The sequence below is a fragment of the Streptomyces sp. NPDC050546 genome, from assembly GCF_044457425.1.
Taxonomy (GTDB): domain Bacteria; phylum Actinomycetota; class Actinomycetes; order Streptomycetales; family Streptomycetaceae; genus Streptomyces.
The window spans coordinates 433467-445279 of the sequence record NZ_JBITGX010000001.1; the positions used below are offsets into that span (position 1 = coordinate 433467).

The following is an 11813-nucleotide window of genomic DNA, read 5'->3' on the forward strand; positions in this document are numbered from 1 at the left end:
TTTACGGCAGTCCCCAGGCGGGGCCCGGTTCGCTGAAAGTGACCGGCGCGATGACGAGGTCGGGGCGGGAGCCGGAGTGGACGAGCACCTCGCGGCCCTTGGGCAGATCGATGGAGAGCACTCCCTCGCCGAGGCCACGGGTGCGGGCGGGGCGGCCGTCGTCGAGGAGTACGGTGAGCCGGCCGCCCAGCCCGTGCTTCAGCTTGAGCGGCTCGCCCGCCAGGCTTCTGATCCGGATGAACCGGGTCTTGCCGGCCTTGCGGACGGCGCTGACCAGGAAGGCGCCCTGCGTGCGGAAGTCGTGCAGGGTGAGGTCCGCCCACGCGGTGGGGACAGCGGGAAAGACCCGGATCACACCGCCCCAGCTCTGGCAGAACATGTCGTGCAGGGACTGCGAGGCGGACAGCGGTGTCTCGATGACCGGACCGGCCTCGGTGTAGTGGGTGTTGGCCTGGCAGGGGTAGCGGGTGGAGGTGTCGAAGAACTTCCGCAAATACGTGATCGCGGTGTCGCCGTCGCCGGTCATCGCGTACATCGAGGCGGCCCCGGTGTAGCTGTAGCCGCGGTGGGCGCCGGTGAGCGCGTGCCAGTGCTCGATCGACCTGGTGATCAGGTCGCGGTTCTCGGGCTGGTCCCAGTTGACGAGGTACAGCGGGTACACCATCAGCAGGTGCGAGTAGTGCCGGTGGGACTGGGCGTAGGGGGTACCGGCACCGATCATGTAGCCGTTGCCGTCGACCGGGTAGGGCGTGAGCTTGGCCAGCACCTCGTGCCAGCGCGGGGCCGACGCGTCGTCGATGCCGAGGAGTTCGGCGGACTCGATGAGGGTTTGGCAGGCCCAGCGGATCAGGGCCAGGTCGTAGGTGGTGTCCTGCGGCGGTACGACGGGGTACTCGGGCGAGAGCGTGCTGGGCAGATGGAGCTTGCCGTCGCTGCCCGGGGTGAGGAAGTGCAGGTAGTAGGCGACGGCCCGGCGCAGCAACGGGAAGACCGTGTCCCGCAGGAGGGCCTCGTCCATGGAGTGCCGGTAGGACAGCCACACGTTGTGCAGCGCCCAGGTGAGGTTGCCGACCTCGGAGCCGGAGCCGGGTCTGCCGACCTCCCGGTTGGCGAACATGTCGGAGCTGCGTCCGACGCCTGAGCTGTCGGCGCGGTAGGCGGCGGGCACGTTGGCGACTAGCTGTTCCTGGTTGCGGCGCAGGGTGGTGGCGAGCGCGTCGAGTTCCAGGTGGTTGGAGCCGTGGACGAGCCAGTACTCCAGCTGGATGTTGAGGTTCCACCAGACCGCCGGCCAGGGGGTGGGCTCCAGCCACGGCCCGCAGGTGGCCATCACGGGGCCGTCGGCGCGGCTGGCGGAGGCGACCTTGTAGAGCTGGATCCAGTGGAAGCTCTGCAGCCGCTGGTCGGGGAACGACACGAAGCTCTTCTTGTAGAAGGCGTGCCACCAGCGGGTGTGCCGTCGTCTGAGGGTTCCGTACGAGGTCGCTCGCCGCAGGTTGCGGAGCGAGTCGGCCTCGGCGGCGGTGGTGGAGGGGGCGCTGTGCCCGACGCTGAGCAGCAGTTCGTCGCCGTCGCGCCGGTGGGCGGTGGCGGTCTGGCCGCCGGTGAGGGGCTGGAGGACCTGCTCGGTGCCGTCGGCGGCGGTCCGGGTCGTCCAGGGCGGGTTGGGGGTGTAGCCGGCGGGCGGGGCCTCCTGGATCTTGCGGGGGCTGATGGCCTCCTCGGGGTGGAAGGTCCAGTCGGCGCGCTCGCCGCCGGAGGCACGGACCCGGACGGCGAGCACCTCGTCGTGGACCAGGGCGGAGAGGGTGAGGGTGCCGGCGGTGGTGGTGACCGTGCCGGTGAGTTCGGCGTTCCACAGGCTCAGCCGCCAGTCGACGGCGGTGATGGTGCCGACGGGGTCGAGCGTCAGGTGCCCCACCGGCAGACGGCAGGTGCCCCAGCCGCTGCCGAACTCGGGGCGGTGGTCCTGGACCCGGCCGTGCTGGACGGTGAAGCGGATGCGGTTGGCGTCCGGCTCCCGGTAGATCATGCTGCCGAGCAGCCCGTCGCCGAGGAACGGGCCCTCGTACCAGCGGGTGGGCAGCCTGGTCCACAGCAGGTCCTGGCCGCGCAGGAACCTCGCCCAGGCACCGTCGGTGGTCATGGTGTCGCGGAGTCTCCAGGGGCGTCGTCCGCCGCCCCCGTCAGCGGCGGACGGCAGCGACGGTTCGGGCTCCTCCGCGTGCGCTGTCCCGGGCAGGGCGGCTGCTGCCGCGCCGGAGAGGGCGGTGCCGAGTACGGCTCTGCGGGCCACCTTCGAATGGTGCTCCGGCTGTGAGGTCATGCGTCCTCCAGAGCTGACGGCTCATCAATACATCGGGTGTATCGCGGAACCTAGCAGCACTCGTGCACCTGTCAATGACCTCAGTGGCGCGACTCATCCGATGTATGTTCACGGGGGTGGAACGTCAGCCACGCAGCCTGCGGCGAGGGAGGCGGTCAGTCGAGCGGGACGCCCGTGTGGTGCTCCAGGGTTTCGATGAGACGAGCCTGGAACTGTTCGTCCCGCGAGGCGGGGTGCGGTGTCTGTACCCGCTGGTGGTACCAGTAGCCGCCGGTGCTCGGGGTCACGTCGGGGTGTGTGGCGAGCCAGACCTGGGTCTGATGTCCGGCGATCAGGTCGTCCGGTGCGTGGCGACCGCCCATGCGGGTGGGGACCCACCCCGGGTCGACCGCGTGGCTGGACGTTCCCTCCCAGCGGGACGCGAAGGCGAGCGCGAGTGCAGTGACCCACAGCTTGGTGTCGTCGTAGGAAGCGGTGCCGGAGGTCAGCCGTCGCAGGTCGGTGGAACCGGTCCGGTGCATGGAACTGCTGAGGTGGACGAGCCTGCCCGGCTTCTCCATCAGGGCCGTCAGGAGATAGGGCGCGACGGTGTTGACGGTGACGTCCTCCGGGCGGTTCATGACGCCGGCGTTGTGGATGACGGCGTCGAAACGGCCGAACCCGGAGGCCTGCCGGGCGACCCCGCGGATCTCCTCCGGCTCGGCGAGATCTCCGGTGACGGCGCCCTTCCACCGGGCCGTGTCGCCCACCTCGGTGAGACGGGCCGGGTTGCGGACGTGGATCACCACCTCGTGCCCGTCGTCGGCCAGCGCGTTCGCCGTGTCGCGCCCGAGTCCGTCGGCCGCGCCGGTCACCAGGACCAGTGCCATGTGTCAACTCCCTTTCTTGAGATCGACTTCTCCGGGGTCTGGCTCTGCGCCACGAGCCAACTCGCTCCGACTGGCGGCCTACTCGGTGTCGATCTGGTGGTCGGCCCAGACATAGCTCTCGGGGAGCAGGTCGGTGACAGGGACGGTTCGGACGCGGTCGCCCTCGCCGACGATGACCCCGAGGGCGGGAAAGTAGTCGAGAAGGACCTGACGGCACCGGCCGCACGGAGGCACGACCCCCCGGTCGCGGTCCCCCACGGCGACGATCGTGTCCAGCTCGTAGACCCCCTGGGCGGCTGCCGCGCCGATGAGGACCAGCTCGGCGCAGGGGCCTCCGGTGAAGTGATAGGCGTTCACCGCGGTGACGATCCGGCCGTCCCGAGCGCGGGCCGCGGCCGCCATGGTGTGGTTGTCGCCACGGCAACGGGTGCGGGCGATGTCGGCCGCAGCCTTGATGAGTTCGTGGTCGACGTGGTGCGACTGCGTGGTCATGGGTCTCTAGCCTTCGTCAGGAATGGATCCTCACGAGTGTCGCTGATAGGCCTTGTTGGCGATGCGCCAGCCGTCGTCGGCGCGGATCAGCAGGAAGATGTCGGTGAACAGGTCAGCGCCGTGCCGCAGCGTCATGGTGGCGGTCGCGACCGTGCCGTGGGCGTCGACGGCGTCGATGCGACGGGAGCGGGTCGCCTCGTCCGGGGCCGGCCGGCCCGGGAAGAGAGCGCAGTACTCGTCCAGGCGCCACGAGACGAACGCCCCGTCCCGGAGTCCCTCGATGTGCGCGCTGGGCAGGAACGCCTCGCGGAAGTGGGCGGGGTCGCCGGTGGCGTGCCCGCGCATGTAGGCGCGGAGCGGTTCGAGCACGGCGTCCGCCACGGCGGGGACCGTGGCGGCGACGGCGATGTCGGCCTCGGGGTCGGCGGGAGGGTCGGCCAGGCCGGCCGCGCCGCGCAGCGGGGTGTTCGACGCGGCGGCCAGCAGAGCCATGTCCTTGGCCAGCGCCCCGATGGTGAACTCGGCCGTGACAGCGGCCGATTCTCCGGCGAGGAACGGTCTCTTGGCGGTCACGAGTCCGCCGAGCCGGCCGAGTTCGAGGACGTCCAGCACCTGGGCGCGGGGCAGGCCGAGGGCGTCGGCCTGCCGCAGCGAGTCGCGCAGCGCGAGGACGGCGCCGGCGAGGCTGTTGTTGGCGATCAGCTTGAGCGCCGCGGCCGTGGCGGCGTCGGCCACGCGCCGCACGGTGCCCAGCGTTTCCAGAACCGGCAGGACGCGGCCGACCGCGTCCTGGTCGCCGGCGGCGAGAATCCGCAGGGCGCCTTCGGCGGCGGCCGGCACGGATCCGAGCACGGGCGCGTGGATGTAGGACGGGCCGAATCGCCGGGCCAGCTCGGACGCTTCGGCGGGCGCGACGGTGCTGGTGTTCAGCACGATCGTGTCTGTGCGCAGCGCGTCACGGACCTCGTCGAGGACCTGGAGGCAGGCCGGGCCGTCGAACAAGGCCAGGAGCACGAGGTCGGCCTTGGCCACGGCCTCGTCCGGATCGGCGGTCGTCTCGACGGCGCCTGCCGTGCGCCCTGAGCGGGTCCAGCCGACGACGTGCCGGCCCTGGCCGGTCAGGCGGGTCGCCATCGCGTTGCCCATGCGCCCCAGGCCTAGGACAGCGATCGTGTGTGGTGTGGTCATGGGCGCCAGACTCGTGCACCGCGTCGGCTGCGACAAGCGCAGACTTCGCAGCCCTGCCCTGCGGAACTCGCATACCCGCTGGGCATACTGGCGCCATGGAGCTGACGGTGTGGCGAACGTTCGTGACCGTGTGCCGCCTTGGGTCGCTGTCCGCGGCGGCGGCAGAACTCCATCACACGCAGTCGGCCGTCTCCCGGCAGATCGCCGGTCTGGAGCGGGAGCTCGGCGTGCCCCTGATGGAACGCCATGCGCGCGGCGTCCGTCCGACGCCCGCCGGCGAGGTGTTCCGGCGCCACGCCCAGACCACGCTGAACGAGGCCGACCGCGCCGTTCGCGCCACGCGAGACGCTCATGACGGGGCGATCAACCGGCCGCTGGCCGTCGGTGCGACGCCTTCTCTGGCCACGGGCATCGTGCCCGAAGCCATCCGGGCGTTGTTGCGGCAGACCGGATCCGTCCGGTGGAGTCTGCTCCCCGCCCTGAGCCCGGAGCTGCACCGCCGCGTGCTCGACGGCGATCTCGACATCGCCGTCGTCACCGACGCCCCGCCGGGGCTGCCCCAGGACCCGCGGGTCGAACGACGCCTCCTCGGGCTGGACGACATGGTCGTCGCACTGCCCGTCGACCATCCGCGGGCCGGGCGCGGCCCGGTGCACATCCACGACCTGGCCGAGCAGACCTGGGCCGAGGACAACGACGGCTCGGCGGCGCTGCTGCGCCAGCACGCCGCCCGCGCCGGAGTCAGCGCCCGTATCGACCTCGTCGCGGCCGATCTGCCCGGCAAACTGGCCCTGGTCGCGACCGGTCACGCCATCGCGCTCATACCCGGCGTGCTGACACGCGCCCTGCGGACCGACGTCACCACCGTGGACCTCGTCGACCCCCCGGCCCGCGGCATCTACACGATCACCCCGCGCCGTGACCCGCACCCCGCCGCAGCGCCGCTGCTCGACCACCTCGCCACGGCGTTCGCCTCGATCCGCCCGGCGGCGGCCCACGCCGTGCCGGTCAGCGGTCCAGTGCGGGAAGGCGGTCCAGGCCGGTCTCGAGCATGATGCGATCGGCGGTCTCGTGCAGGGCGCTGCCGGCGCCGATGACGGTCTCGACCCCGCCCGGCAGCAGATCGAGCGGCCGGTGCCATGCGCGCAGCTGTGCCTCGCCGACCTCGTCGGCGATCGGCTTGGTGGCGTGCCGGGCGAGGGTTTCGGCGAACGGTACGTCCAGGTAGTAGCTGTGGCTCGGGCCCCGATGGTCGGCGCGCAGCCGGGCGAGCATGTCGCCGTAGCGGTCGGCGTAGAGGATGCCCTCGACCACGACATGGAATCCGGCGTCCAGCGCGTAGCGGGCCGTCAGGTCGATCAGGCCGATGTTCGCCGCACCGGGCCGGTCGCGCTCGCGCAGGACGATGCGGCGGAGGTTGTCCTGGCCGACCAGGGCCAGGCCGCGGCCGAACCTCTCGCGGAGCGCGGCGGCGACGGACGACTTGCCCGAGGCGCTGTTGCCGCGCAGGACGACCAGCCGGGTTTCTTCGGTGCCCACCATCACGGCGGTCAGGTTACCTACGGCTCTGCCCGGCTCGGCCGGTTCGGGCAGGCCCCCGAGCGTCGCCGAGAGGCGGGGCCGCCCGGCCGGTTCGGGCAGGCCCCCGAGCGTCGCCGAGAGGCGGGGCCGCCCGGCCGGTTCGGGCAGACCCCCGAGCGTCATCGAGAGGCGGGGCCGCTCGGCCGGTGGCCCGGCGTCCCGGCGTCCTGGCGTCGGATCAGGTTGCCGGTCCCGACGCCAGCAGCCCGTTGACCACCAGCGTCGCCAGGGCCTCCGCCGTGGCCGTGAGCTGTTCCGGTGAGGCGGCGTCGGGCCGGCCGAGGCGGCGCGCCAGCGGGACCTCCACCATGCCCGAGACGGGCGGGATGACCGCGAAGAACAGCACGTGCATCGGCACGGGCGCCATACGCCCCGCGGCCACGAGCCGCTCGATGCCGGGCTCCATGAGCCGCAGGGTCGGCGCGATGTACTGCTCGTACAGATAGTCCAGCCGTTCGGAGTCCCGGGCGAACTCGCTGACGAAGAGCCGGCCGATCAACGGCTCGTCCACGGCGGTCCGGTAGAAGCCGGTGATGATCCGCCGCAGGGCCTCGGCGTCGTCGACCGCGTCGTCCACCTTCGGCAGGCGCGCCAGCTGCGCTCCCAGCGCGTGGTCCACCACCGCGCGCCAGAAGGCCGCCTTGGAGCCGTACCGGTCGTTGATGAAGTTGTGGCTGACGCCCAGGCGACGGGCCAGCTCGCGCGCGGAGGCATGGTCGTAGCCCAGCTCTGCGAAGGCCTCCAGTCCGCGCCGCAGGATGCTCTCCTCGCCCGGGACCGCGGGAGTGTCCGCGCCGGGGCGCCCCGGCCGTCGGGCGGATTCGGCTTGTGCTCCCACGACTGCCTCCATGCGTGCGTCCTGCGCTGCTCGTGCTCCGGGCCATCCTAGGGACCCTCCATCACCTTACTTGACACCTGTCAGATTACAGCTAATCTGACAGGTGTCAGGCAGTGCCGGTCAGCCGGCCCGCGAGGTCACTCGGCCGGATCACCGGCCATCGCACCGGCCGCCCCACGTGACGAGCTCCATCGACGCAGCCGTCCCGCACCGCATCACACCGGACATCCGATCCCTGCCCCGCTTCCTCTGGAGTCCCGTCATGCCCAAGACCTCCACCGACACGGCCGGCGCGGCCCCCGTGTCCTCACTTCCGTCCGCCGGCACACCATCACCTCACCGCTGGTGGATCCTGGCCGTCATCGGACTGGCCCAGCTCATGGTGGTGCTGGACGGGACGATCGTGAACATCGCGCTTCCCTCGGCCCAGAAGGATCTGGGCTTCTCCGACGGGGACCGGCAGTGGGTCGTCACCGCCTACGCGCTCGCGTTCGGCAGCCTGCTGCTGCTCGGCGGACGCATCGCCGACCTGTTCGGCCGGAAGATGACCTTCCTGGTCGGCCTGGTCGGCTTCGCCGGGGCCTCCGCGCTGGGAGGCGCCGCCGGCAGCTTCGAGGTGCTCATCGTGGCGCGTGCCGCGCAGGGTCTGTTCGGCGCCCTGCTCGCCCCGGCCGCCCTGTCCCTGCTGACCACGACCTTCACCGACGCCAGGGAACGCGCCAAGGCCTTCGGCGTGTACGGCGCCATCGCCGGCGCGGGCGGCGCCATCGGCCTGCTCCTCGGCGGCTTCCTGACCGAGCACCTCGACTGGCGGTGGACCCTCTACGTCAACCTGGTCTTCGCCGCTGTCGCCGCCGTCGGCGGCATGCTCCTGCTCCAGCGCACCACCCGCGACAAGAGCGCCACCATCGACATCCCCGGCGCGGTCCTCGTCTCCGGCGGCCTGTTCTGCCTGGTCTATGGCTTCGCCAACGCCGAGAGCCACGACTGGAGCTCCGTGCGGACCTGGGGCTTCCTGGTCGCCGGCGCCGTCCTGCTCGCCGCGTTCACCTGGTGGCAGACCCGCGCCACCCACCCTCTGCTGCCCCTGCGCGTCCTGCTCGACCGCAACCGCGGCGCCTCCTTCGTCTCCATCCTGATCACCGGCGCCGGAATGTTCGGTGTCTTCCTCTTCCTCACCTACTACCTGCAGCAGAGCCTGGGCTACACCCCCATCAAGACCGGACTGGCCTTCCTGCCGATGGTCGGCGCGCTCATGCTGTCCTCGACACTCGCCTCCACCGTGCTGATCCCCCGCGTCGGGCCCAAGGCGGTCGTGCCGCTGGGCATGGGCCTCGCCGCGGCCGGCATGGCGTGGCTGACGGGTCTGGGCCTCAGCAGCAGCTACACCACCGACATCCTGCCCCCGCTGATCGTGGCGGGACTCGGCCTCGGCCTGGTGATGGCCCCGGCCATGAGCCTGGCCACGGCCGGGGTGCGGGCCGAGGACGCCGGGGTCGCCTCCGCCGCCGTGAACACCATGCAGCAGGTCGGCGGCTCCCTCGGTACGGCACTGCTCAACACCCTCTCCACCAGCGCCGTCACCGACTACCTGGCCGGCCGGAACCCCAAGGACCCCGCCGTTCTCGCGCAGGCCGGTCTTGAGGGCTACTCCACCGCCTACTGGTGGTCGGCCGCCTTCTTCGCCGCCGGCCTGGTCATCAGCGTCGTCCTCTACCGGCGCGACATACCGGCCACCGACCCCGACGCGGCACCCGTGGTGCACATGTGAGGCCCGGCCGGGTCGGATCGACGAGCAGCTTCCGGCCCGCGATCAGGAGCCGTAGTAGGGGTTGGCGGCGATGTACCCGGTCTCGCACTCGTCAGGTGTTCCGGGTGCGCTGCGGCACAGGGTCATGGTGAGGCTTCTGATGCCGGTCGGGTCGGTGGCGGCGATGTTCTGGAAGTCGGTGGTCGTGTCGCAGCCGTCGGTGTTGCGGTACTCGCTCAGAGGTCGGGCGGCACCGGATCCGGTCTGGATGGTGAGAGTCGCGTGGACGGGCCGGTCGTCGCAGGTCCGGTCGGCCACGGCCAGGGCGCCGTTGTGGAAGGAGTTCCGGTCGACCCAGGTCAGCTGGACCCGGGTCCGGTCTCCCCAACTGGTGGTGATGTCGCCACTGGTGGTCTCCGCCCAGCCCTGGCCGGCGGTCCCCAGCGTGAGCGCGGTCGTGGCGACGACGACGAAACCTGCACGGCGCATGTAGATGCCTCCTCCGGCGTAGCGGCCGGCTGTTCTGCCGCGTATGTCGTGTCAATCCTCGACCGCTCCCGGCACTCACTTCTCGCGAAGGGCCGCCAAACGCGTGAGCGACGCGGGAGGAGGTCCGGACGCGGAGATCGTCACTGTCCGCGTCGGTCAAGGTGTCGCCACTCGCCCAGGGTGCCGCCGGGGCGGGTGCGCCGCGGGGTCTCGGTGGCACGTCAGGAGCAGGAGAGAGGGAGGTGCGGACCCGAAGAGGGTGCCTTCCAGGTCGGCCGTCTGGGATCACCAGCCCTCCCGAGGGGGGACGGAGCCCGCCGTGTTCCGATAAGGCGGGCCCCATGTCGTCGCAGGTCAGTCGGAGTTGGGCGGACTGAGGAGGAGTGCGTTTCGCGGTTCCATGAGGCCGTTCGGGCCCTGCCGAGCGGGCCCCTCCGCGATGTGAACGGCCCAGTCGAGAATCTGTACCGCCGCCCCCGCGGCCTCCAGCCCTTGGCACTGGGCGTGGTGCCTGCGGGCGATGCCGTCCAGGTCGAGATGGCGACCGAAGGCGGGGTGGGCGGCGAGCCGTCGGGCGTAGGACCACAGATGCGGATGGCCGGCGACACGGTGGACCGCGGCGGCGTCCAGGTGCAGTCGGTGGACGGTGTCGAGCTGCACCAGCGCCACCCACAACCACACGTCGGCGGCGGTCAGTTCATCGCCGAGGACGAAGGCCTGGCCGGCGAGGCGCCACTCCAGCGAGCCCAGGACCCGAAGGAGGCTGCCGAGGGCTGTGTGGCGTGCCGCGGCGTCGGTGTCGGCCTGCCCGGCGAGCTGTGCGGCCTCGTTGACGCCGTGGTCACAGAGGCGTTCGACGGCCTCTGTCTCCTCCTCCGCACCGGCCGGGTAGAGGACGGGACGGTCAGTGCCGTCGTCGCCGAAGCACCGGGCCAGGTCCCGGAGGATGTGCGAGGAGTGCGTGGTGACGATCCGCCCGGTCCAGGTGTCGCTCAGCACCGGCGCGAGGGCTGGTCCGGGATGCCGGTGCGAGCTGGCCTCGTACAAGGGGCTCAGCGCGGAGTGTCCGCCGTCGGGCCGGTCGGGGAGGGCCGGCAGCAGCACGACCGGGAGGGTGTCCTCCAGGCCGAGCAGGCTGTGGGTGACGGCGATCCGCAGACAGTGGGGGCAGGACAGCGAGAGGTGGAGGCGGTAGCGGCGCGGCGCGGCGTAGTAGCCGCTGTTGGCGTCACAGCCGATCCTGCCCCGGAACGGCGGCGGTGAGAGGAGGGACGGCACGGTGGTCAGGGGTGCGGCGGGCATGTGTCTCCCTGGGTCCGGATCCGGCTTCTGGTTCTGGGAGGTGCGGCGGGAGGGCGGCGCACGTGGGGACGGGGGCGCGGCGGCGTCGGCGCGTACCCGTGCGCGGCGGGGTCTCGGCGCCGGGGGCGCCGCCGGTTCAGCGGACGGGGTTCGCCGCGCTGCAGACGCGCAGGAGATCGATGTGCCGGCGGGAGGTGAGGAGCAGAGACCAGCGGCCCGCGCGCGACGCGCGGTCGGCGGGCGGCTCCAGACGCTCCATCATTTCCTACCGATGCACTAGGAATCTCTGCTCTGGAGTGTCAGGCGGCTTTCCCGCCACGTCAAGAGGGCCTGCGATCTGCCGCGTCTCCTCCGCCTCCCCTGATCGGTGCGCAGTGCTCAGGCGCGCTGATCGCTCAACGCCGGCACGGTGCACAGCCTGAGCGGCCTATCGTGGCGCTCATGGTCTTCGAGTCAACGACAGAACCCGCCGTCTTCCACTCGGCGTTCCGCGATCAGTTCGAGGTCTTCCTGGATGAGCATCGTTCCGCGCTGCACGACAGTCTCGACGGGCTGACCGAGGAGCAGGCGCGCCGGTCGCTGGTCCCGTCGAAGACCACCCTGCTCGGCCTGGTCAAGCACGCCACGTTCGTCGAGAAGGTCTGGTTCGACGAGGCGATCACCTACCGGTCCCGTAGCGAGATCGGCATTCCCGACTCGCCCGACGAGTCGTTCGACCTCCACGACGACGACACGATCGCCTCGATCCAGGAAGCCCATCAGCGGGCGTGCGCGGCGTCCCGCCGGGCCACGGAGAAGCTGACGCTGGACGACGTGCTGCAGGGCAACCGCCGGGGCCCGCTGCCGCTGCGCTGGGTCTACCTCCACACACTGCGCGAGCTGGCCCAGCACTGCGGCCACGCCGAGATCCTTCGCGAGCAGATCCTCGGCGACACGACGCACCCCAGCTGACCCGGGGCGCCGCTCCCAGGTCCCGTA

At 71.5% G+C, this 11813-nt stretch carries 11 protein-coding genes; 3 read left to right on the top strand and 8 right to left on the bottom strand.

Features of this window, described 5'->3' with window-relative positions; all coding sequences use genetic code 11:
• Window position 1: 1 nt before the first annotated feature.
• The 4 genes from ACIBK5_RS01970 to ACIBK5_RS01985 all read right to left on the bottom strand — a co-directional run bounded on the left by ACIBK5_RS01970 (window position 2) and on the right by ACIBK5_RS01985 (window position 4875).
• Entirely contained in the window at window positions 2-2326 is a 2325-nt protein-coding gene (locus tag ACIBK5_RS01970) for a glycosyl hydrolase family 95 catalytic domain-containing protein (RefSeq protein ID WP_399015159.1), read from the bottom strand.
• 155 nt (window positions 2327-2481) lie between these two features.
• A complete protein-coding gene (locus tag ACIBK5_RS01975; RefSeq protein ID WP_399015160.1) occupies window positions 2482-3195 on the bottom strand; it encodes an SDR family NAD(P)-dependent oxidoreductase in 714 nt (237 codons plus the stop codon).
• Window positions 3196-3273: 78 nt separating this feature from the next.
• Window positions 3274-3687, bottom strand: a complete 414-nt coding sequence (locus ACIBK5_RS01980; RefSeq protein ID WP_399015163.1) for a cytidine deaminase — start codon at window positions 3685-3687, stop codon at window positions 3274-3276.
• Window positions 3688-3717: 30 nt separating this feature from the next.
• Window positions 3718-4875, bottom strand: coding sequence for a nuclear transport factor 2 family protein (locus tag ACIBK5_RS01985; protein ID WP_399015165.1), 1158 nt, complete (start codon window positions 4873-4875; stop codon window positions 3718-3720).
• Between the two features lie 95 nt (window positions 4876-4970).
• Here ACIBK5_RS01985 and ACIBK5_RS01990 point away from each other — a divergent pair, with 95 nt between their 5' ends.
• Window positions 4971-5930 carry a LysR family transcriptional regulator gene (locus tag ACIBK5_RS01990; protein ID WP_399015166.1) on the top strand — a complete coding sequence of 320 codons (960 nt, stop codon included), beginning with the start codon at window positions 4971-4973 and terminating at the stop codon, window positions 5928-5930.
• On the opposite strand, the gene ACIBK5_RS01995 is transcribed toward ACIBK5_RS01990, so the two are convergent.
• Window positions 5884-6417, bottom strand: a complete 534-nt coding sequence (locus tag ACIBK5_RS01995; protein WP_399016191.1) for an AAA family ATPase — start codon at window positions 6415-6417, stop codon at window positions 5884-5886. The genes ACIBK5_RS01990 and ACIBK5_RS01995 overlap by 47 nt on opposite strands.
• 217 nt (window positions 6418-6634) lie before the next feature.
• Window positions 6635-7306 carry a TetR/AcrR family transcriptional regulator gene (locus tag ACIBK5_RS02000; protein WP_399015168.1) on the bottom strand — a complete coding sequence of 224 codons (672 nt, stop codon included), beginning with the start codon at window positions 7304-7306 and terminating at the stop codon, window positions 6635-6637.
• Between the two features lie 250 nt (window positions 7307-7556).
• On the opposite strand from ACIBK5_RS02000, the gene ACIBK5_RS02005 reads away from it, so the two are divergent.
• Window positions 7557-9065, top strand: coding sequence for an MFS transporter (locus ACIBK5_RS02005; RefSeq protein WP_399015170.1), 1509 nt, complete (start codon window positions 7557-7559; stop codon window positions 9063-9065).
• A 42-nt stretch (window positions 9066-9107) separates the two neighbouring features.
• On the opposite strand, the gene ACIBK5_RS02010 is transcribed toward ACIBK5_RS02005, so the two are convergent.
• Both ACIBK5_RS02010 and ACIBK5_RS02015 read right to left on the bottom strand, forming a co-directional pair.
• A complete protein-coding gene (locus ACIBK5_RS02010; RefSeq protein WP_399015171.1) occupies window positions 9108-9533 on the bottom strand; it encodes a hypothetical protein in 426 nt (141 codons plus the stop codon).
• A 354-nt stretch (window positions 9534-9887) separates the two neighbouring features.
• Window positions 9888-10835, bottom strand: coding sequence for a glutathione S-transferase C-terminal domain-containing protein (locus tag ACIBK5_RS02015; RefSeq protein ID WP_399015173.1), 948 nt, complete (start codon window positions 10833-10835; stop codon window positions 9888-9890).
• 441 nt (window positions 10836-11276) lie between these two features.
• Between ACIBK5_RS02015 and ACIBK5_RS02020 the strand changes: the two genes are divergently transcribed.
• A complete protein-coding gene (locus ACIBK5_RS02020; RefSeq protein ID WP_399015174.1) occupies window positions 11277-11786 on the top strand; it encodes a DinB family protein in 510 nt (169 codons plus the stop codon).
• Window positions 11787-11813 lie beyond the last annotated feature (27 nt).

What these genes read in the sequence shown, in the direction of transcription:
- ACIBK5_RS01970 (WP_399015159.1), bottom strand. Translation starts at nt 2,326, where the DNA reads ATGACCTCACAGCCGGAGCACCATTCGAAGGTGGCCCGCAGAGCCGTA.
- ACIBK5_RS01975 (WP_399015160.1), bottom strand. Translation starts at nt 3,195, where the DNA reads ATGGCACTGGTCCTGGTGACCGGCGCGGCCGACGGACTCGGGCGCGAC.
- ACIBK5_RS01980 (WP_399015163.1), bottom strand. Translation starts at nt 3,687, where the DNA reads ATGACCACGCAGTCGCACCACGTCGACCACGAACTCATCAAGGCTGCG.
- ACIBK5_RS01985 (WP_399015165.1), bottom strand. Translation starts at nt 4,875, where the DNA reads ATGACCACACCACACACGATCGCTGTCCTAGGCCTGGGGCGCATGGGC.
- ACIBK5_RS01990 (WP_399015166.1), top strand. Translation starts at nt 4,971, where the DNA reads ATGGAGCTGACGGTGTGGCGAACGTTCGTGACCGTGTGCCGCCTTGGG.
- ACIBK5_RS01995 (WP_399016191.1), bottom strand. Translation starts at nt 6,417, where the DNA reads ATGGTGGGCACCGAAGAAACCCGGCTGGTCGTCCTGCGCGGCAACAGC.
- ACIBK5_RS02000 (WP_399015168.1), bottom strand. Translation starts at nt 7,306, where the DNA reads ATGGAGGCAGTCGTGGGAGCACAAGCCGAATCCGCCCGACGGCCGGGG.
- ACIBK5_RS02005 (WP_399015170.1), top strand. Translation starts at nt 7,557, where the DNA reads ATGCCCAAGACCTCCACCGACACGGCCGGCGCGGCCCCCGTGTCCTCA.
- ACIBK5_RS02010 (WP_399015171.1), bottom strand. Translation starts at nt 9,533, where the DNA reads ATGCGCCGTGCAGGTTTCGTCGTCGTCGCCACGACCGCGCTCACGCTG.
- ACIBK5_RS02015 (WP_399015173.1), bottom strand. Translation starts at nt 10,835, where the DNA reads ATGCCCGCCGCACCCCTGACCACCGTGCCGTCCCTCCTCTCACCGCCG.
- ACIBK5_RS02020 (WP_399015174.1), top strand. Translation starts at nt 11,277, where the DNA reads ATGGTCTTCGAGTCAACGACAGAACCCGCCGTCTTCCACTCGGCGTTC.